Raw genomic sequence first — 21,475 nt, 5'->3', positions numbered from 1 at the left:
TTTGCTGCCAAGCATTTGGTTTGGTTGAAGCATATGATCATGCAATGGAGGCCGTCATGGCCAAGACTGATATTGCGCGCCGCGTCTACAATCACGCATGGAAGCTCGATCCCATCGTCCGCAGCCTTCTGGATACGGACTTCTACAAGCTTTTGATGCTGCAGATGATCTGGGGCCTTTACCCCAAGGTGGATGCAACCTTCTCGCTCATCAATCGCACGACCTCCGTGCGCCTTGCCGATGAGATCGACGAGGGCGAATTGCGTGCGCAGCTTGACCATGCGCGCACGCTGCGCTTTTCCAAGAAGGAAATGATCTGGCTGGCGGGTAACAGTTTCTATGGCCGCAAGCAGATATTCCAGCCCGAGTTCCTGAACTGGCTGCACGATTTCCAGCTTCCGGAATATGATCTGCGCCGCAAGGATGGCCAGTACGAGCTGCATTTCCATGGACCGTGGTCGCACACGACCATGTGGGAAATTCCAGCACTTGCCATCATCAACGAGCTGCGCTCGCGCGCGGCGATGAAAAACCTCGGGCCTTTTTCGCTCGATGTGCTTTATGCGCGCGCCAAGGCGAAGATGTGGAGCAAGGTCGAACGCCTGCGCCAGCTTCCGGGCCTGAAGATTTCCGACTTCGGCACACGCCGCCGCCATTCCTTCCTGTGGCAGCGCTGGTGCGTCGAAGCTTTGAAGGAAGGTATCGGCGATGCCTTTACCGGCACCAGCAATGTGTTGCTCGCCATGGATACCGACCTTGAAGCGCTTGGCACCAATGCGCATGAATTGCCGATGGTGCTGGCAGCACTCGCCAAGAATGACGATGAATTGCGCTCGGCACCCTATCGCGTACTGCAGGACTGGAACCGCTATTATGGCGGCAATCTTCTGATTGTGCTGCCGGATGCCTTCGGCACGGCTGCCTTTCTGCGCAATGCGCCGGACTGGGTTGCCGACTGGACCGGCTTCCGCCCCGACAGCGCCCCGCCCATCGAAGGCGGCGAGCGCATCATCGAATGGTGGAAGTCACGCGGCAAGGACCCGCGCGAAAAGCTGCTGATCTTTTCCGACGCGCTTGATGTGGACACGATTGAGGAGACTTACCGTCACTTCGAAGGGCGTGTGCGCATGAGCTTCGGCTGGGGCACCAATCTCACCAATGATTTTGCAGGTTGCGCCCCGAAGGAAATCGAAGGGCTGAATGCGATTTCGCTGGTCTGTAAGGTGACGGATGCCAACGGCCATGCGGCGGTCAAGCTTTCCGACAATCCGCAAAAGGCGACCGGCGACCCCAAGGAAGTGGCGCGTTATCTCAAGTTCTTCGGAAATGAAGAGCGGGTGGAGCAGCTCGTCCGTGTGTGACGAGCTGCAACGAGAGATTAAAGCGCGTTTCGATCTGACTGGATCAGATCGGCGCCCTAATCCTTTGTTTTGACGCGCATCTTATCCGAAAACCGTTTCACACTTTTCGGGATGCGCTCTATTCCATCAACCGCGCTGTGCCGGAAACACGGATAGAGCCGCCGCGCTCATTGCCGATCTGGGCGCGCAAGTGTGACGGACTGCCCATATCCTCGCCCTGAAAGACTTCGATCTCGCCGCCATGCGGCCAGCCGCTATCACGCAGATAGGCGGCAAAGGCCGCCGTGGCCGCGCCAGTAGCCGGGTCCTCATAAACCCCGCCAGATGCAAACGGGTTGCGGCTGTGGAAGCGCTTCGGCGTCTCGGAATAGATGAGCAGGATCGTCGTCCAGCCCTGCCGGTTCATCAGGATGCGTCCGCGCGCCATGTCGTAATGCATTGAAGCCAGCTTCTCGCGTGAACGCAGCGGAAGCACGATATGGTCCGCCCCGGCATGGATCAGAGCCGGTGCAAGGCCGGGCGCCAGATCGTCCTTTTCGAAACTGAACAGCGCCAGCGCCTGTTCCACTTCCGCGTCATTGGCGGCACGCTGTCGTGTCGGTGGCGATTGCAGGCTGGCCGCAAACAGCTCGCCTTCCTTGCGTCCTTCGACGCTGATATCGCTGTTGTTGAGCTTGAGCGCGAAACGACCGTCGCCCATGCGCATAGCCAACGCTGCGCCAAGCGCAATGGTGGCATGGCCGCAGAACGGGACTTCCATTTCCGGCGCAAAATAACGAACGCGCCAGCTATCGCCGTCAGGCGCGGCAAAGGCTGTTTCGGAAAAGCCAACTTCCTTTGCGATTTTCTGCATATCTTGCGGGGAGGGCAGTCGGTCGGCGATCAACACTCCAGCGGGATTGCCACCCTGATTGCCTTGCGAAAAGGCTGCAATACGCAACACGTCCAATGGTTTCTCCTCGCCAGTCTGATTCGTGTCCCGCCCACCTCTATAAAAGGCGTGAAATGTGGCTGGTCAAGCAGTCTGTCGGCTGGCGGAAACTATCAACAGCATAGGTCGTTCCATCTCCTCCGACAGTGTTGGCCATGCCGCGATCTGGTCTGGCGACGGGCGCCATTCCTCCAGCCGATTGATGGCAAATCCGGCTTCGATCAGCGCGTTGACGGTGGTGCTGAGGCGGCGGTGATACTTGATGACGCCCTCTGCCAGCCAGTCAGTTCGTCGCTCACCTTCCACGGCATAATGATCGACCGGCCATCGTTTCTGGCCGTTACTTTCTTCTATCCAGCCCGGTGTAAGCGGTGCCATGAAGATCGGATGCTCGATTGTGAAAACAAACCGGCCTTCCGACCGCAAAGCCGCATGGATCGTTTTCAAAAGACGCGGCAAATCGCGAATATAGTGAAAGGCCAGGGAGCTGTAGACGAGATCGAAGCTTGCTTCCGGCAGTTCCAGCTTTTCCATATCCGTCTGAATATAGCGAATGGCATCGTCCTGCGTGTCGCGGCGCGCGCGTTCGAGCATGTTTTCCGAAAGATCGTAGCCGTTGACGGAGGCAGCACCCTGTTCGCGGGCGAAGCGGCAAAACCAGCCAAAGCCGCAACCGAGATCGGCAACATCACGGTCGGTCAGATCGGGTAGAAGGGAGCGGACAAAGGGCCATTCAGGCGCGCCTTCCAGCCCATGTACCGAACGCGGCAACTGGCTGTAAGCGGTGAAGAAATCATCACGATCATAAATATTCTGGGCCATGGTCTATCGTTCGGTCAGCGCAAGTTTTGCCCCGAGCGCGACGAAGGCGGCAGCAAAGCTGCGGCGCATCCACGCAAGCACGGCGGGGCGCGAGATGATCTGGTTACGGACGGCAGCGGCGAAAACACCGTAGAACGCAAACACCACGAATGTCATCGCCATGAAGACCAACGATAGTTCCACCATGCGAACCACCGTCCCGCCCTGCTGCGTATTCACGAACTGCGGCAGGAAGGCAAAGAAGAATATCGACAGTTTGGGATTCAGCAGATTGACGAGGATCGCGGACCAGATGACCTCGCGGTCCGAACGCGGCGCATTGTCGGTCTCGATCTTCAGTGTGCCGTGTTCCCTGAGTGTCATCCACGCCATATAGAGCAGATAGGCGACGCCCGCATATTTGATGAGTTCGAAAGCCAGTGCGCTGGCATGGAGCAGAGCCGCCAGCCCTGTCACAGCAGCCAGCATATGCGGCACGATGCCGAGCGTGCAGCCCAGCGCGGCAATGACCGAGGCCCGTGCGCCACGGGACAGACCTGCCGCAAGCGTTACCAGCACACCGGTGCCGGGGGACGCAACAATGATGAAGGATGTCAGCAGAAATTCGATGCTCATGATGTTCTGGACTCCTGTTTGGACCTTGTCGGAAAAGGCCGACGCAGGCCGGACGCATCATGTCACGGCTTTGCCGTGCGTCAATCCTTCATCTCATGCGCCCATGGTGGGTTTGCACCTGCGCGCGAGACGGTCACAGCAGCAGCCCGGACTCCGAGCGCGACGGCGGAATGAATCTGGTCTTCGGTCAGTTCGGCAAGCGCGTCCTTGTCGAGAAGGCCCTGATTGTGAAGGCTGGCGAGAATGCCCGCATTGACCGTGTCGCCCGCGCCAACGGTGTCCATCACGTCCACTTTCACACCCGGCACGCGCACGGTTGCCTTGGTCGTATAGGCGTCAGCGCCATGTGCACCCTTGGTGATGACCACAAGTTTCGGTCCAAGCTTCAGCCATTCGGCGGCGATTTCGTCGTGGCTGCCCTTTTCGCCAAACCAGGCGAGGTCTTCGTCCGAGAGCTTCACGATATCGGCAAGCGCGATCATGCGCTTCATGCGCGCCAGATGTTTTTCGCGATCGGTGATGAAGCTTGCACGGATATTCGGGTCGAGGAACATGACCCGCCTTGGTGCTTCGCGCGTCATCAGCGCTTCATAGACGCTGCCGCACGGTTCAGAAATCAGGCTGATGCAGCCGAACAGCATGGCATCGATGGCGTCATCGACATAGGGCATATCGCTCTCGGTCAACATGCGGCCTGCGGTGTTTTCATCGTAGAAGGCGTAACGTGCCTGTCCGTCGACCAGACGCACGAAAGCTAGCGTCGTTGGCCGATCCGAGATTGCGGCAAAAGAATAATCGACATTGGATCGCGCCAGATTATCACGCAGCACTTCGCCGAAAAAATCAGACGAAATACCAGAAAAGAAACCGGTTGGAACGTCCAGGCGTCCAAGCGCGATGGCCGTGTTGAAGACAGAGCCACCCGCGAAAGGCTGGAACGCAGTCTCTCCGCTTGCGGTCTCGCGGGGCAGCATGTCAATCAGGGATTCACCGCAACAAAGGATCATGAAGGCACAACTCGGTTGTTAAATCGATTGAAACAGACATAAGCACAAAAGCACGGAGAATTTCAATCTCCGTGCCATGTCTGGATATCAGACGTGCTGGCCGCCATTGATGTGAATTTCCGACCCCGTCACGTAGGATGAAGCTTCGGAGCAGAGGAAGTAAATGGTTTCCGCCACTTCAGACGTCTTTCCAAGGCGGCGCATCGGAAGCTGCTCCACCAGCTTGTCGGTTCCTGGCGAAAGGATCGCCGTATCGATTTCGCCCGGCGCAATGGCATTGACGCGGATGCCGTAAGGGCCGAAGTCGGAAGCCATTTCGCGGGTCAATGAAGCCAATGCAGCCTTCGAGGTTGCATAGGCGGTTCCGGCGAAGGGGTGCACGCGGCTACCGGCGATCGAGGTCACGTTGACGACCGAGCCTTGTGCTGCTTCCAGTTCCTTGAAAAGACCACGTGCCAGCATGATCGGCGCCATGAAGTTCACCTGAAATACATCGCGCCATACCGCCATGGGCGTTTCCATCGAGTTCATGCGGCGGCCACCTTCGGCCTTTGGCGAAATGCCTGCATTGTTGACCAAGGCATGAAGCTTGCTGCCATTGGCCTCGAGACGGCGGCGGATTTCGGCAATTGCCTTGCCGACATCTTCCTGATCGGCCAGATCGACCTTGATGTGATCTTCCGGTCCCGCTGGCCAGGGGCAATTCTCGGAAAAATCCTGACGCGAGCAGGTGATGACGCGCCAACCGGCCCGTGAAAAACGTTTCACTGTCGCATGACCGATGCCGCGGCTGGCACCGGTCAGGACCAGAGTTTTACGTTCACTATCCGTGTTGGGAGTATCGGAACCGGCAACGTCTGATTTGGTAACTTGGGACATGGAAACCTCACTCTCAAATCTTGAATAGACCAAGCCGCTCAAGATTTCGAGGGGAATTAGCAAGCTTGCATTGAAGCTGCTTCACTTGATCGCGAGTAATGACGACCGGTAGCGATGGCCATCACTTATCCTACTGCGAATTACCCATGATGATGTCGAGCAATGTCGTGGATTTTCCTGACTGTTGCGCCTGCCCACCGCCCACATCGCCAGGCGGCACCGGGCGGTAGTTTTCGTTGGCATTGGCAGGATATGTCGCAGCGCCGGGCTGTTCGGCAAGCGGGCGTCCTGTCTGGCCCGACTGCTGGATGCCGCTGCGTACCGGAGAGTCCGGTGCTGGCGGCCAGTAGCCGTCATCACCATTGCCGGCGATAGGCTGATTGCCATAGGAATCCTGCGGCATCAGGCTGGGATCGTAAGGCGCATTCGGGTCGATGCCGTCGCTGCCGCCGGGGACAATGTTCTGAATGTCGTAATGGCCGGGAAGTTCGGCGATGGGCACGCCCTTGTGTGCTTCCTTCATGAAGTTTTTCCAGGCTGCCACGGGAAGGGTCGAGCCGAACACGCGCTTCATGCCCTTGCCGTCATCATTGCCGAACCATACACCGGTCGTAAGGTTGGCCGTATAGCCGACAAACCATGCGTCGCGGAAATTCTGGCTTGTGCCGGTCTTGCCTGCTGCGGGCCAGCCGAAGGCGGCACGCTTTGCCGTCCCGTCCTCAACCGTGCGCCGCAGCATCGCGTTCATCATGCCGACATTGCGCTCGTCGATGACACGCGGGCCGACGCCATCTTCCTTCTGATAAAGAACCTTGCCATCCGAATCCGTCACATTGGTGATGAAATAGACCGGCGCGCGATAACCGCCATTGGCAAACGGCACATAGGCATCGGTCAGTTCCAACAAGGTCACTTCCGATGTACCAAGCGCCAGCGAGGCATTGGCTTCGAGTTTCGACTGAACGCCCAGCCGGTGCGCGGTGTCGATCACGGTCTGCGGGCCGACTTCCATCACGAGCTGTGCGGCAACGGAGTTCAGCGAGTGGGAAAGTGCGGTCGCAAGCGTTACCTGTCCCATATACTTGCCGTTATCGTTGCTCGGCGTCCATTTGCCGATGCGAACGGGCGCATCATTGCGCACGGAGTCCGGTGTCCGGCCTTGTTCCAGCGCTGTCAGATAGACGAAAGGCTTGAAGGAGGATGCAGGCTGGCGGTGGGCATCGGTAACACGGTCGAACTGGCTTGTGGCGTAATCGACACCGCCGACCATCGCACGAACCGCGCCAGTGCTGTCGATGGAAACAAGTGCGCCCTGACTGGCATTCATCTTCTTCCCGCTTTGGGAAATCTGGTCCTTGATTGCCTCTTCGCCAGCGCGTTGCAGGTTGAGATCGATGGTGGTCTGGACGGTGATGTCGACCTTCGTTTCGCCGATCAGTTCGGGCAGTTCTGCGACGACTTTGTCGGCAACATAATTTTCCGAACCCTGCCAGTAGGATGGCGCACGCGTCATCGGTTCGCTTTCGGCGATGGCCATCTGGCTGTCGTCGATCATACCTTCCTCTCGCATGGCGCCCAGCACCAGCTTGGCACGCGCGGCAGCGGCTTCGGGATCGCGGGCCGGTGAAAGGCGCGAAGGCGCCTTCAGAAGACCAGCAAGCGTGGCCGCTTCCATCAGATTCACGTCCTTGGCCGGTTTGTTGAAATAGCGTCGCGAGGCCGCGTCGACGCCGAAAGCGCCGGAACCGAGATAGACCCGGTTCAGATACATCTCCAGAATCTGGTCCTTGGTGTATTTGTGCTCAAGCCACAATGCGAGCATGACTTCCTGCACCTTGCGCTCAAGCGTGCGGTCGGGAGAAAGAAACAGGTTCTTGGCAAGCTGCTGGGTAAGCGTGGAGCCGCCCTGAACGGCTCGGCCCGAAACGACATTGGTTACAACCGCACGGGCAAGGCCGATGGGGTCGATGCCGAAATGGGAATAAAAGCGGCGGTCTTCAATGGCGATGACGGCTTTCGGGATAAAGGGCGACATCTCGTGCAGGCCCACGGCCTCGCCGCCTGTGGTACCGCGATTGGCAATCAGATTGCCGTTGACGTCGACGATGCGCACATTTGGCGGGCGATCAGGAATGGCCCAGTCAGTCGTCGGCGGCATCTTGGCGGCGAAATAGACCAGCATACCCGCAAAGGCGATGCCGCCCCATAATCCCAGCACGAGGCACCAGTAGATCGACCGACGCAGAAAGCCGAAGAAGCCGCGCGGCTTCTTCTTGCCGCGCCGCGAGGAGCGCGGTTCCGGTTCATCGGATTGCCTGCCTCGGCGCTGCTGCTTGCGAGCCATGCGGTCCTCCTCGTCGACGCGAAAAACCTCGTCATCTTTTTTCTCTTCGCCACCGAAGGAAGGTTCGATGCGCCGGTTCTTGTCGTCACGCGATGCCATGTCAGCCTGGATCCGCCCACCCGTTCGCCGGTCCAATCGTGATGCTGACCGGTCATTTTGAATAATGCTTGCGTGCTTTACGGGATTTTGTGCCGCAAAAGCAAATAAGGGCCTAATCCGGTGCAGGGTAAATGCGGCAGTTTAAAGGGACGTAAATCATCCATACACAAAAAAGGCTCCGCCGGGGCGGAGCCTTTTCGCAACGATGGCCGGGCTTGCGCTTAGAACTTGTAAGCAACGCCGAGGCGGATGTCGTTGGTCTTGAACGAGCCACGGGTGTTGATGTCCCCCAGGCCGAAATCCTTGTTGCCGAAATCAGTGTAGCGATATTCGAGACGGAGCAGAATATTATCGGTTGCAGCGTAATCAACGCCGGTGCCAACAGTCCAGCCGGTCAAGGTCTTGTCGCTATTATAGTTGCTGCCGCCGATATTGAGCGAGTTCTTCACACCACCAAAGGCAACACCACCGGCAATGTAAGGCATGAAACGGTCAACGGCATAGCCGGCGCGTGCGCGAACGGCGCCCGACCACTGCAGCTTCGTTTCAGCCGAGGTCTGAACAGCGCTGCCGTTCGAGATATAGTCGTGCGACTTCTTCATGTCATTATAATCGAAGTTGCCGTCGACGCCGAGAATGACGTTGTTGCCCATGTCGAAATTGTAACCGGCATAGACGCCGCCGATAAAGCCGTTCGGCTTGAATTCACTGGACTGGTCATTGGATTTGTCGTCAAGTTTGGCGCGGCCCCAGCCCCAGCCCACTTCACCACCGATATATGCGCCGCCCCATGAGAAGGCAGGAGCGGCGATCGGAGTTGGCTCCTGCGAAACGATTGCGTCCGCTGCATAGGCGCCGGTGCTGGCAACAACTGCGAGCAGGGATGTACCGAGTAAAATTCTGAACTTCATCGAAAACTCCTATAAAATTTAATCGATATAGCATTGTATATAGTATTGATGCATAGAAATGTATGTAACATAATAGCAACATAAATATTGCATGATTATTTCTTTATATAATAAAATTTATTACTATATTTTGTATTATTAATATATCTCTATATAAACAGAATATAAGATTTATATTTTAGGTGTATTTAAAGTTGGTCGCAAGAAACTCAAAGCTTGATTAACGAAAAAAGGCCCCGCACTGCGAGGCCTTTTTCAAGACGTGTTCAACCGGAACTAGAATTTGTATGCGACGCCGAGGCGGACTTCGTTGGTCTTGAAGTCCTGATTGACATTCAGACCACCTAAGTCGATGTCCTTGTCGCCGTAATCGGTGTAGCGATATTCGAGGCGAACGATCAGGTTGTCGGTCGCAGCATAGTCGACGCCAGCACCTGCGGTCCAGCCGGTAAGCGTCTTGCTTTCGGAGAAGCCAGCACCACCGATTTCACCGCTGTTCTTGATGTTGCCAAAGGCCACACCACCAGCAAGATAAGGCATGAAGCGATCAACCGCATAGCCGACGCGGGCACGAACGGCGCCGGACCAGCGTAGCTTGGTTTCGAAATCGCCGACAGCAACGTCGCCATTATAAACATCGATATCCTTGGAGACATCGTTATAAGTCACGTCACCGTCGATGCCGAGCACGATGCTGTTGCCAAGATCGAAATTGTAGCCGGCATAAATGCCGCCGAGAAAACCGTCCGGCTTGACGTTACCATAGCTATAGAGATCGCCATCGAAGTTCGACTTGCCCCAGCCGTAGCCGATCTGGCCACCGATATAGGCACCGTTCCAGGTAAAGGACGGAGCGACCACAACCGGAACTGGTTCCTGTTCGATGACGGCATCAGCAGCCTTCGCGCCTGTAGCGGCCACGAGGGCGACAGTCGATGCAAGAAGAAGGGCCTTGAGCTTCATGATAAACCTCCTGAAGGAAAGTCTCAGAACCAATATTTATCCTTAATATAAGCGATTACTGTCAAATGTCTGTAGCAAACGGGACACATCAAGGGGAATGTCGCCCAAGCATTACACGTTCCCGTGAGTGCTCTGAGAGGAGTCGTGAGATGAGCCAGGCGCAATATGGCGCAGGCTTGCACTTGCTGTTCGGGATGTAATTCCACCGCCGTTCACGTTATAGAAGGCGGTAGAACTTGCGGGGAAAACGGAAATGCATGATGTGACCGGCATAAAAATGCGGATCGACTGGGTCGACATTGCCAAGGGCATCTGCATCATCTTCGTGGTCATGATGCATTCCACGCTCGGCGTGGAAAAAGCAGCCGGTGCGCAGGGCTGGATGCACTATGTGGTCGCCTTCGCCAAGCCGTTCCGAATGCCGGATTTTTTCATGATATCAGGCCTTTTCCTCAGTCTTGTCATTGACAGGCCGTGGCGGCGCTATCTTGACCGTAAAGTCGTGCATTTTCTCTACTTCTATATTTTGTGGCTGACGATCCAGTTCGCTTTCAAGGCTCCGGGTATCGCCAGTGAAGCAGGAATCCTTGGTGTCGTGAATGCCTATCTGATGGCATTCATCGAGCCGTTCGGAACACTCTGGTTCATCTATATCCTGCCGGTTTTCTTCATCGCGACACGGCTTTTGAAGCATGTGCCGGTGGGTGTGACCTTTACGGCGCTGGCATTTCTGGAAATCCTGCCGATTCATACAGGCTGGGTCATGGTGGATGAATTCTGCTCGCGCTTTGTCTATTTCTATGCGGGATACGCCTTTGCTCCCGGCATTTTCCGGGCCGCAGACTGGCTGCGCCAGCGCCCGCTGATCGGTATTGTCGGATTGCTCGTCTGGGGTTTTATCGAATACAAGCTCGTCTTCATGCCGGTGCCGGAAAGCCTGGCCGCGTTGATAACGCCTGCAGGCGATCTTCTGGATGGGCGTGGGGCTGTCAGCGATCTGCCGGTTGTTTCACTTCTCTTGGGGTTGGTGGGCGCGCTGGCGATTATTTCGACCTCTTCGCTTCTCAGCCTTCTGCCCGCGCGCAACTGGTTGCACCGAGGGTTGAGCTGGCTCGGCGCACATTCAATCGTCGTCTATCTGGCATTCTTCCTGCCGATGGCCATTGCCCGCACGGTGCTGTTGAAACTTGGCATCGGCGATATCGGCACAATCTCACTTCTGACAACAGCGAGCGGCGTCATTGGCCCGGTCATGCTTTATGGCCTTATCCAGTGGAGCGGCTACGGACAGTTTCTGTTCCGCCGCCCGACATGGGCCTATATCGATCAGGTGCCGCAAAAGAAAACGGCGGCTACCGCCACCGTTTAATTTCGAGTTCGGATATCTTCGCTCAGCTATGGGCGAAGATATCATCTTCCGGCCAGCCCATCAGATCAAGCTCAGAGCGCGTCGGCAGGAACTTGAAACAGGCTTCGGCCTGCTTGGCGCGGCCATCGCGTTCAAGCCGCTGTTCGAGCACGGCTTTCAGGCGATGCAGATAGAGCACGTCGGAAGCCGCGTATTCGAGTTGCGCCTGCGAGAGAATATCCGCTGCCCAGTCCGAAGACTGTTGCTGCTTGGAAATCGAGACGTCGAGAAGCTCGTTGCAAAGCTCTTTCAGGCCGTGGCGGTCTGTATAGGTGCGGGTCAGCTTCGATGCGATCTTGGTGCAGAACACAGGCTGCGGCATGGTACCGAAAGCGTGCGCCAGCACGGCCAGATCAAAGCGGCCGAAATGAAAGATCTTGGTGATCGAGCGATCCTTCAAAAGCTTGACCAGATTGGGCGCCTTCTTCTGGCCGGCTTCGATCTGGATCACGTCTGCGGTGCCATCGCCGGGCGAAATCTGTACGACACAGAGCCGGTCGCGATGCGGATTCAGACCCAGCGTTTCGGTGTCGATCGCGACCGCGTCGACCTGATAATTGTCGAGGTTCGGCAGATCGTTTTTATGAAAACGGATAGTCATCTCGTGTTCCTTATTTGGCAGCGATAGCGGCCATAATTCTGGCCCATGAGCGCTGGCCCTTGTGGAAAGAGTTCAGCTCGTATTTTTCGTTTGGCGAATGAATGCGGTCATCTTCAAGGCCAAAGCCGACCAGCAGCGATTCCATACCAAGGAACTTGTCGAAGTCGCCGACAATCGGGATCGATCCACCCATGGCGATCAGCACGGCTGGCTTCGGCCATTCGTCGGAAAGCGCATCCTTAGCCTTGGAAACCAGCGGAGAATCATAGGGTAGCTGGATGGCAGGCGAGCCGCCATGCGGATGGAATTCCACCGAGCAATCGGCTGGGATACGTTCCTTGACGAATGTGCGGAAGGCTTCGCGAATCTTGGCGGGGTCTTGGTTGTGCACGAGGCGGAAGGAAACCTTGGCGGAAGCTTCTGCCGCGATCACGGTCTTGAAGCCTTCACCGGTGTAACCGCCGGTGATGCCGTTGACTTCCGCCGTCGGACGCGCCCATGTCAGTTCCAGCACACTGCGGTCTTTTTCGCCGGATGGAACGGACAGGCCGATCGGGCCGAGGAAGTTTTCAGCCGTGCGGCCAAGGCTTTCCCATGACTTCAGAATCTGTGTCGGCGTTTCTTCCACGCCGTCGTAGAAATCGGGAACCGTCACGCGTCCGGTTTCGTCATGCAGGTCAGCCAGAATTTTAGACAGGATGTGGATCGGGTTTGCTGCAGCGCCGCCGAAGAAGCCGGAATGCAGATCGCGGTCGGCAGCCTTGATGACGATTTCCTCGCCAACCAGCCCGCGCAGTCCGACGCTGATGGCTGGCGTTTCCGCGTCCCACATGGCCGTGTCGCAGACAAGCGCCACATCGGCCTTCAGCTCTTGCTTGTTGGCATCGAGGAATGGCTTCAGCGACGGCGAGCCGGATTCTTCCTCGCCTTCAAACAGGAGCGTGACCTTGACCGGCAAATTGCCGTTGATCGCCTTATAGGCGCGGCAGGCTTCCACAAATGTCATGAGCTGGCCCTTGTCGTCGGACGTGCCGCGACCGGTCAGAATCTTGCGGCCATTACCCACGTCCTTGATTGCGGGGGCAAACGGGTCGTTTTCCCACAGGTTCAGCGGGTCGACCGGCTGCACGTCATAATGACCGTAGAACAGCACATGCGGCGCGTCGGGTGTTGCACCTTCGTGATGGGCGACCACCATCGGATGGCCGGGTGTGTCGCGCACGCTGGCATCAAAGCCGATCGACTTCAGGTCTTCTACCAACCATTCAGCGGCCTTGCGGCAATCCGCCTTATAGGCCGGATCGGTGGAAATCGACTTGATCCGCAGAAGATCGAACAAGCGATCGAGGCTCTTGTCGAGATTGGTGTCGAGATGGTCGAGAATTTTGTCGAGCGATTGCGTGGACATGGAAACTTCCTGACGAGTCGTAAAACTGGCGGCACAGTACAACCAGCGTCGACAAGAAGAAACCCAATTTGAGAGAAGGCCGCCCTTCAGAAAATGAATTGGCCGTTACGGTGAGGGGGTTACCGTAACGGCCATATCACTACACTCAAAGCGGCAGCCCGGAGAGGGGAATGAGGCTGCCGCCAACATCCGGTATCCAACGGGGGACGGGTCAGAAAACCGGCGACCGACGAACTGTCGATGACCTGAATTTGGCCTTTCAACTGTGGCTATTCAAGGGCACGGAAGATTACAAATCTGTAACAAACGTGTTATCGTGGCGTGATCGTTTTTCTTTCGTGGACGGATGTTTCTCCTGACATAGGAGCGGTTTCCTTTATGGCTGCTTTCCTCTAATTCTATCTTATGAAAAAAGGCGATCATCTCTTTCTCGTTGACGGCTCGGGCTATATTTTCCGCGCCTATCATGCCCTGCCACCGCTGACCCGCAAAACGGATGGTTTGCCGGTTGGTGCCGTCTCGGGCTTCTGCAACATGCTGTGGAAGCTGCTGAAGGATGCGCGCAATACGGATGTCGGCGTGGTGCCGACCCATTTCGCGGTTATTTTCGACTATTCGTCGAAAACGTTCCGCAATGAAATCTATCCTGAATACAAGGCCAATCGCACCGCGCCGCCGGAAGATCTCGTTCCGCAGTTCGGTCTCATCCGTCAGGCAACGCGCGCGTTCAATCTGCCCTGCATAGAGAAGGAAGGGTTCGAAGCCGACGACCTGATCGCGACCTATGCCCGTATCGCCGAGCAGGCAGGCGGTGATGTCACCATCGTTTCGTCCGACAAGGACCTCATGCAGCTCGTGACGCCAAGCGTGTCGATGTATGACAGCATGAAGGACAAGCAGATTTCGATCCCGGAAGTGATCGAGAAATGGGGCGTTCCGCCGGAAAAGATGATCGACCTGCAATCGCTGACCGGCGACAGCACCGACAATGTTCCGGGCATTCCCGGCATCGGGCCGAAGACGGCGGCGCAATTGCTGGAAGAGTTCGGCGATCTCGACACGCTTCTAGCCCGTGCTTCTGAAATCAAGCAGAACAAGCGCCGCGAGAACATTCTGGCCTTTGCCGATCAGACGAAGATCTCGCGCGAACTGGTTACACTCAGGACCGATGTGCCGCTGGATGTCGATCTGGACGGTCTGGTGCTTGAGCCGCAGAACGGGCCAAAGCTGATCGGCTTCCTGAAGGCGATGGAATTCACCTCGCTTACCCGCCGGGTGGCCGAGGCAACCGACACAGACGCTTCTGCCGTCGAGCCATGTCATGTGGAAACTGACTGGGGCGCGGACGCTCATGGTCCGGATCTTGACGTTCCCGCCAAGGCTGATGATGCCGGGCAGCAACCGGCAACGGCCTCTGTTCCTGCTGTTCCCGCAACGGATCAGGGCTATACGCCGAAGGGGCTCGCGGAGAAGCGGGCGGCAGAAGCCACCGCACAGAAGATTGATACCAGTGCCTATAGCTGCATTCGCGACATAGCCACGCTGAAGCTTTGGCTGGCCGAAGCGGTCGAAACCGGCGTTCTGGCGTTCGATACGGAAACAACCTCGCTCGATCCGATGCAGGCGGAGCTGGTCGGCTTTTCGCTGGGGCTGGCTCCCGGTAAGGCTGCCTATATCCCTCTTCAGCACAAATCCGGTGCGGGCGACCTTCTCGGCGGTGGCATGGTCGAGGGACAAATTCCGCTGGGTGAGGCGCTCGCCGCGTTGAAGATCGTGCTTGAGGACGCCTCCGTTCTCAAGATCGCGCAGAACATGAAATATGACTGGCTGGTCATGCGCCGCCATGGGATCGATACCGTATCGTTCGACGATACGATGCTGATTTCCTATGTGCTGGATGCGGGCACGGGCAGCCATGGCATGGACCCGTTGTCCGAGCGCTGGCTCGGCCATACGCCAATTCCCTACAAAGAGGTGGCGGGCAGCGGCAAGAGCGCCGTCGGCTTCGATATGGTCGATCTCGATCGCGCCACGGCTTACGCGGCAGAAGACGCCGATGTGACGCTGCGTCTGTGGCAGGTGCTGAAGCCGCGCCTGGCGGCCGAGGGCCTCATGTCGGTCTATGAACGTCTGGAACGTCCGCTGGTCGACGTGCTGGCGCGCATGGAAGAGCGGGGCATCTCCGTAGATCGTCAGGTGCTGTCGCGTCTTTCCGGCGATCTGGCGCAGTCCGCTGCCGCCTATGAAGACGAGATTTACGAACTGGCAGGCGAAAAGTTCACCATCGGTTCGCCAAAGCAGCTTGGCGATATCCTGTTCGGCAAGATGGGTCTGCCGGGCGCGTCCAAGACCAAGACCGGCCAATGGTCGACCTCTGCACAGGTGCTGGAAGACCTCGCTGCCGAAGGCCATCCGCTGCCGCGCAAGATCGTCGACTGGCGCCAGCTCACCAAGCTCAAATCCACTTATACCGATGCGCTGCCAGGATTCATCAACCCTGAGACCAAGCGCGTCCATACATCCTATGCCATGGCGTCTACCTCGACCGGACGTCTTTCATCATCCGATCCGAACCTGCAGAATATTCCGGTTCGCACTGCAGAAGGCCGCAAGATCAGGACAGCCTTCATCGCCGAACCTGGCAACAAGCTGGTTTCCGCCGATTACAGTCAGATCGAACTGCGTGTCTTGGCGCATGTGGCCGATATCGCACAGCTCAAACAGGCTTTCGCCGACGGCATAGACATTCATGCCATGACGGCATCCGAAATGTTCGGCGTGCCGGTCGAAGGCATGCCTTCGGAAGTGCGCCGCCGTGCCAAGGCGATCAATTTCGGTATCATCTACGGCATTTCCGCCTTTGGCCTTGCCAACCAGCTTTCCATCCCGCGCGAGGAAGCCGGGCAATATATCCGCACCTATTTCGAACGCTTCCCCGGCATCAAGGATTATATGGAAGCGACCAAGGCTTTCGCGCGCGAGCATGGTTATGTCGAAACGATTTTCGGGCGCCGTGCGCATTATCCCGATATCAGGGCATCCAATCCGCAGGTCCGCGCTTTCAACGAGCGTGCGGCAATCAATGCGCCGATACAGGGTTCCGCCGCAGATATTATCCGCCGCGCCATGATCCGCATGGAAGATGCACTGGCTGAGCAAAACCTTGCCGCGCGCATGTTGTTGCAAGTGCACGACGAACTGATCTTCGAAGTGCCTGATAATGAAGTCGAAAAGACCATTCCGGTCGTTCGCCACGTTATGGAAAATGCGGCGATGCCTGCCGTCTCGCTTACAGTGCCACTGCATGTCGATGCGCGCGCAGCGCACAACTGGGATGAGGCCCATTAAAGCGCATTTCGAAAAGCGTGAAACGGTTTTCGGTCCAAAAGCGCGTCAAAAAGGACTCGAGCGCCGATACGATTCAATCGGATCGAACTGCGCTCTAGGGTCTCTCCCGGTTGACCTCACGATGCTAACCCTATAGGGAAGCATCAATTCTGTTGCTTCGGTGGTCGTCAGGGGAGTCGTGAACAAGTGGGTTCACGACCGATGGGTATACGACTTGAGAAGCTTTTTTCGTGAAAGTGGTTCATGTCTTTGCCCGAAACCATCGCTCCGGCTCTGTCCGGAGCATTAGCCGCTCGCGGTTACAATACGCTTACTGCCGTTCAAAACGCTGTCCTGGCGCCTGAAACGCTCGATGCCGATCTTCTCGTTTCCGCACAGACCGGATCGGGAAAGACGGTTGCTTTCGGCCTTTCCATGGCCAACACCATCCTCGAAGACGAGCTGCGTTTCGGTGATGCAGGTAGCCCGCTTGCCATGATCATCGCACCGACGCGCGAATTGGCGCTTCAGGTGCGCCGCGAACTGGAATGGCTTTATGCCGATACTGGTGCGCGCATCGCATCCTGCGTTGGCGGCATGGATATACGCACCGAGCGCCGTGCGCTTGAGCGCGGTTCGCATATCGTTGTCGGCACGCCCGGCCGCCTGCGCGACCATATCACCCGCAATGCGCTCGATATGTCCGAGCTTCGCGTCGTCGTCCTCGATGAGGCCGACGAAATGCTCGACATGGGGTTCCGCGAGGATCTCGAATTCATTCTCGGTGAAGCGCCGGAAGACCGCCGCACGCTGATGTTCTCGGCAACCGTGCCAAAGCCGATTGCCCAGCTTGCCAAGCGTTTCCAGAACGACGCGCTGCGCCTGACAGTTCAGAGCGAAACCAGCCAGCACGCCGACATCGACTATGTCGCCATGCCGGTGCCGCCGCATGAGCGCGACCACGCGATCATCAACACGCTGCTCTATTACGATTCACAGAACTCGATCATTTTCTGCTCGACCCGTGAAGCGGTGAAGCACATGGCAAGCCGGCTTTCCAATCGCGGCTTTGCCGTGGTTGCTCTGTCGGGCGAGTTGAGCCAGACCGAACGCAACAACGCATTGCAGGCAATGCGTGACGGTCGCGCCCGCGTCTGCGTTGCAACCGATGTTGCCGCACGCGGTATCGATCTGCCCAATCTCGACCTTGTTGTTCACGCCGATCTGCCGAACAATCCTGAAACGATGCTGCACCGTTCAGGCCGCACAGGCCGTGCGGGTCGCAAGGGCACCTGTGTTCTGGTCGTGCCGTTCTCGCGCCGCCGTACTGCCGAGCGTCTTTTGCAGATGGCCAAGCTCGACGCGCAGACGGTTCCGGCACCGAGCATTGCTGCGGTTCAGGCCAAGACCAATGAGCGCATTTTGAACGCGGAAGTCTTCAACCAATCCGTTGAAGAAGAATATCAGGATCTTCTGAAGGCGCTGACCGAGCGTTATACGCCGGAACAGATTGCCGCCGCTTTTCTCAACCGCGAAGTGGCTTCCTATCCGGCGGCGGAAGAAGTTTCCGATGCACCGGTGCATCCGGTTGGCGGCAAGAGGCCAAGAGATCGTTTTGAAAAAGGCGAGCGTTCAGATCGCGGTGATCGTTTCGAACGCCGTGAGCGCGGCGAACCGGGTGAACGCTTCGACCGTAATGCATCGTTCGATGGCGTGTGGTTCTCGGTTTCTGCCGGTCGCAAGCATCGCGCCGATCCGAAATGGCTGCTTCCGCTCATCTGCAAGGCGGGCGATGTTTCCAAGCGCGATGTCGGCTCGATCAAGATTTTCGACAATGAAACCCGCTTCGAAATCACGGCCTCGAAGGCTGATGAGTTCCGCCGTTCGGTCGAAGAACGCGGCACCGGCGAAAAGGGTCTTGTGATCCGCACTGCCGTTGCAGGTGCAGGGGGCGACGCCACTCCGCGTGAAGGCAAGGGTGGCTTCAAGCCACGCGGTGATAAGTTCAAGGAAGGTGGCTTCCGGGACGGCTATAAGAGCGATGGCTATAAAGGCGACCGTTCGAAGGGCGATAAGTGGGACAAGCCACGTGATTTTTCCCGCGGGGACGACTTCAAGAAAGACGGCTTCAAGAAGGGCGGCAAAAAGCCTGAAGGCGGCGGTTACAGCAAGAAGCGTCGCGGCGAATAAATAATTAGAAATGAAAAAGCCCCGGATTTCCGGGGCTTTTTACTGGCACCCCCCCGAAAAGCTATCCGGCCTTTCGGGGTTTTTCCTTATCAAACGTCGAGATTGGCAACGCTCAGTGCGTTTTCCTGGATGAATTCACGTCGCGGTTCCACCTCATCGCCCATCAGGCGGGTGAACAGTGAATCCGCATCGGTTGCATCCGTCACCTTCACCTGCAGCAGCGAACGCACATTCGGATCGAGCGTGGTTTCCCAAAGCTGCTCGGCGTTCATTTCGCCCAGGCCTTTGTAGCGCTGCAGGGTCAGGCCCTTGCGGCCCGTCGCAAAGATTGCATCGAGAAGGGCCATCGGACCGGAAAGCGTCTCCACCTTGTCCTTGCGACGCAGTACTGGTGGTTCGGCGAAAACTTCCGAAAGGCGCGAAGCCACGCGGTCGATCTGGCGGGCATCGGCAGAACCGAGCAGCGCCATGTCGAGAATGGCAACGTCCTTTACGCCGCGCACCATGCGCTCAAAGAGGTAGCCGCCATCGTCCGTCACACGGGCCGTCCAGCCACGCTCGGTTTCTTCCGAGATCATGTCGAGACGCTTTGCAACAATATCGGCAGAACGCTGTGCGGTTGCATTGTCTTTCGAAGCGTCGGGATTGAGCAGCCCGGCAATGGCCGCCTGTTCCACCACGCGACGATCATAGCGCGTGTGAAGGCCGGCAAGAAGCTGACGCATGGTTCGGGCATCTTCCACCACCGAACGCAGGTCCGGTCCGGCCCGAACTTCGCCGCTTGCCATTTCCAGAGTGGCTTCCTCAAGACCTGTTTCAATCAGGAAGTCCTCGAAAGCGGCTTCGTTCTTGATGTATTGCGAGGACTTGCCGCGCGATACCTTATAGAGCGGCGGCTGCGCGATATAGATATGACCGCGTTCGATCAGTTCCGGCATTTGCCGGAAGAAGAAGGTCAACAGCAATGTACGGATGTGCGCGCCGTCGACGTCAGCATCGGTCATGATGATGATCTTGTGGTAGCGCAGCTTGTCCGGATTGAAACCGTGCGTCTCATCCTTGCCGATCGATGTGCCGAGCGCGGTAATGAGCGTGCCGACCTGGTCGGACGAGATCATGCGGTCGAAGCGGACGCGTTCCACATTCAGAATCTTGCCGCGCAGGGGCAGAATGGCCTGGTTCTGGCGCGAACGACCGCTCTTGGCGGAACCACCTGCCGAGTCACCCTCAACGATGAAGATTTCAGACTTGGCCGGATCGCGCTCCTGACAGTCGGCAAGCTTGCCGGGCAAGGACGTCACGCTCAGATTGCTCTTGCGGGTGATGTCGCGTGCCTTGCGGGCGGCTTCACGGGCAGCAGCGGCCTGAATGACCTTTTCGACCACGATCTTGCCGCCAGCCGGATGTTCTTCAAGCCATGTGGAAAGTGCTTCGTTGACGAGGCTTTCCACAACCGGGCGAACTTCCGAGGAAACCAGCTTGTCCTTGGTTTGCGACGAGAACTTCGGATCGGGAACCTTGACCGAAAGAACGGCGGTCAGGCCTTCGCGGCAGTCATCGCCGGTAAGCTGCACCTTTTCCTTCTTGGTCATGCCCGAAGCATCGGCATAGCCCGTCACCTGACGGGTCAGCGCGCCGCGGAAACCGGCCAGATGCGTGCCGCCGTCGCGCTGCGGGATGTTGTTGGTGAAGCACAGTACCTTCTCGTGGTAGGAATCGTTCCACCACATGGCGACTTCAACCGTCATGCCGTCTTTTTCACTGCGGATATAGATCGGCTCTTCCAGAAGCGATTTTTTGCTCTGGTCGATATATTTCACGAACTCCACAAGCCCGCCATCATAGTGCAACTCATGCTCAACGACATCCGCATGGCGGCGGTCGGTGAGCTTGATGCGCACGCCGGAATTGAGAAACGCAAGTTCGCGCAGGCGGCGCTCCAGCGTGTCGAAATCGAATTCGACCATGCTGAAGGTATCAGGCGAGGGCAGGAAGCTGACTTCCGTCCCCGTCTCCGCACCAGCATCACCGGTTACCACGAGCGGAGCATCGGCCACGCCATGGGTAAAGCTCATCTCATGGATTTTGCCAGCACGGCGGATCTTCAGCTTCAGCCAGATCGACAGCGCGTTTACTACCGATACGCCGACGCCATGCAGGCCACCGGAAACCTTGTAGGAATTCTGGTCGAACTTGCCGCCAGCGTGGAGCTGGGTCATGATGACCTCGGCCGCCGAAACGCCTTCTTCCTTATGGATGTCGGTCGGGATGCCGCGACCGTTATCGGTCACGGTGCAAGACCCGTCAGCATTCAGGCAGACCGTTACAAGCGTGGCATGTCCTGCCAGCGCTTCGTCGATCGCATTGTCCACGACCTCGTAGACCATATGATGCAGGCCGGAGCCGTCATCCGTGTCACCGATATACATGCCGGGGCGCTTGCGAACAGCATCCAGACCTTTCAGAACACGAATGGAATCCGCGCCATATTCGGCGGGGGCTTCGGAATTCATCTCGGGCATCTCGCTCATGAAAATCTTTCGAAAAACGCGCTGCGAATGCAGCTTCAAAGATATGTCGAATCACGCGACAAACATGGCTTTAATATA

General features: G+C 57.3%; 15 protein-coding genes. 4 read left to right on the top strand and 11 right to left on the bottom strand.

The features are described 5' to 3' along the window. The first annotated feature begins 56 nt into the window (after window positions 1-56). On the top strand, window positions 57-1,361 hold the full coding sequence (gene pncB, locus ACYSN1_RS06450; RefSeq protein ID WP_461724893.1) for a nicotinate phosphoribosyltransferase: 1,305 nt from the start codon (window positions 57-59) through the stop codon (window positions 1,359-1,361). 118 nt (window positions 1,362-1,479) lie between these two features. Here pncB and ACYSN1_RS06445 read toward each other — a convergent pair whose 3' ends face one another. The 8 genes from ACYSN1_RS06445 to ACYSN1_RS06410 form a co-directional block, all read right to left on the bottom strand. After that, window positions 1,480-2,310, bottom strand: coding sequence for a PhzF family phenazine biosynthesis protein (locus ACYSN1_RS06445; protein ID WP_461724892.1), 831 nt, complete (start codon window positions 2,308-2,310; stop codon window positions 1,480-1,482). A gap of 66 nt (window positions 2,311-2,376) precedes the next feature. Continuing rightward, window positions 2,377-3,114, bottom strand: a complete 738-nt coding sequence (locus ACYSN1_RS06440) for a class I SAM-dependent methyltransferase (protein WP_461724891.1) — start codon at window positions 3,112-3,114, stop codon at window positions 2,377-2,379. Between the two features lie 3 nt (window positions 3,115-3,117). Beyond that, window positions 3,118-3,729, bottom strand: a complete 612-nt coding sequence (locus tag ACYSN1_RS06435; protein WP_461724890.1) for a LysE family translocator — start codon at window positions 3,727-3,729, stop codon at window positions 3,118-3,120. 80 nt (window positions 3,730-3,809) lie between these two features. After that, complete coding sequence (locus tag ACYSN1_RS06430) at window positions 3,810-4,736, bottom strand: carbohydrate kinase family protein (protein ID WP_461724889.1); 927 nt, start codon at window positions 4,734-4,736, stop codon at window positions 3,810-3,812. 87 nt (window positions 4,737-4,823) lie between these two features. Further along, on the bottom strand, window positions 4,824-5,615 hold the full coding sequence (locus ACYSN1_RS06425) for an SDR family NAD(P)-dependent oxidoreductase (RefSeq protein ID WP_461724888.1): 792 nt from the start codon (window positions 5,613-5,615) through the stop codon (window positions 4,824-4,826). A gap of 130 nt (window positions 5,616-5,745) precedes the next feature. After that, the gene (locus tag ACYSN1_RS06420; protein ID WP_461724887.1) at window positions 5,746-8,058 is read right to left on the bottom strand and encodes a transglycosylase domain-containing protein; all 2,313 of its coding nucleotides are present in this window, start codon (window positions 8,056-8,058) and stop codon (window positions 5,746-5,748) included. Window positions 8,059-8,279: 221 nt separating this feature from the next. Beyond that, window positions 8,280-8,969 (bottom strand): outer membrane protein, encoded by a 690-nt coding sequence (locus tag ACYSN1_RS06415; protein ID WP_461724886.1) that lies wholly within the window; start codon window positions 8,967-8,969, stop codon window positions 8,280-8,282. 276 nt (window positions 8,970-9,245) lie between these two features. Beyond that, window positions 9,246-9,932: an outer membrane protein gene (locus ACYSN1_RS06410; protein ID WP_461724885.1), complete on the bottom strand. Its 687-nt coding sequence runs from the start codon at window positions 9,930-9,932 to the stop codon at window positions 9,246-9,248. 253 nt (window positions 9,933-10,185) lie between these two features. On the opposite strand from ACYSN1_RS06410, the gene ACYSN1_RS06405 reads away from it, so the two are divergent. Then, window positions 10,186-11,301 carry an acyltransferase family protein gene (locus tag ACYSN1_RS06405; protein WP_461724884.1) on the top strand — a complete coding sequence of 372 codons (1,116 nt, stop codon included), beginning with the start codon at window positions 10,186-10,188 and terminating at the stop codon, window positions 11,299-11,301. Between the two features lie 22 nt (window positions 11,302-11,323). Here ACYSN1_RS06405 and ACYSN1_RS06400 read toward each other — a convergent pair whose 3' ends face one another. Both ACYSN1_RS06400 and ACYSN1_RS06395 read right to left on the bottom strand, forming a co-directional pair. Then, on the bottom strand, window positions 11,324-11,941 hold the full coding sequence (locus tag ACYSN1_RS06400) for a ribonuclease D (RefSeq protein WP_140020755.1): 618 nt from the start codon (window positions 11,939-11,941) through the stop codon (window positions 11,324-11,326). A 10-nt stretch (window positions 11,942-11,951) separates the two neighbouring features. After that, complete coding sequence (locus ACYSN1_RS06395; protein ID WP_461724883.1) at window positions 11,952-13,349, bottom strand: dipeptidase; 1,398 nt, start codon at window positions 13,347-13,349, stop codon at window positions 11,952-11,954. Window positions 13,350-13,754: 405 nt separating this feature from the next. Between ACYSN1_RS06395 and polA the strand changes: the two genes are divergently transcribed. Together polA and ACYSN1_RS06385 are read left to right on the top strand one after the other, a co-directional pair. Then, complete coding sequence (gene polA, locus ACYSN1_RS06390) at window positions 13,755-16,697, top strand: DNA polymerase I (protein ID WP_461724882.1); 2,943 nt, start codon at window positions 13,755-13,757, stop codon at window positions 16,695-16,697. 243 nt (window positions 16,698-16,940) lie between these two features. Next, window positions 16,941-18,866 carry a DEAD/DEAH box helicase gene (locus tag ACYSN1_RS06385; RefSeq protein ID WP_461724881.1) on the top strand — a complete coding sequence of 642 codons (1,926 nt, stop codon included), beginning with the start codon at window positions 16,941-16,943 and terminating at the stop codon, window positions 18,864-18,866. 89 nt (window positions 18,867-18,955) lie between these two features. Here the strand turns inward: ACYSN1_RS06385 and gyrB are convergent, their stop codons facing one another. Further along, window positions 18,956-21,397, bottom strand: a complete 2,442-nt coding sequence (gene gyrB, locus ACYSN1_RS06380) for a DNA topoisomerase (ATP-hydrolyzing) subunit B (RefSeq protein WP_461724880.1) — start codon at window positions 21,395-21,397, stop codon at window positions 18,956-18,958. Between the last annotated feature and the right edge of the window lie 78 nt (window positions 21,398-21,475).

It is taken from the genome of Brucella sp. LJL56 (genome assembly GCF_054871705.1).
Note: the sequence above shows the minus strand (reverse complement) of the source record. Positions and strands in the feature narration are given on the sequence as shown.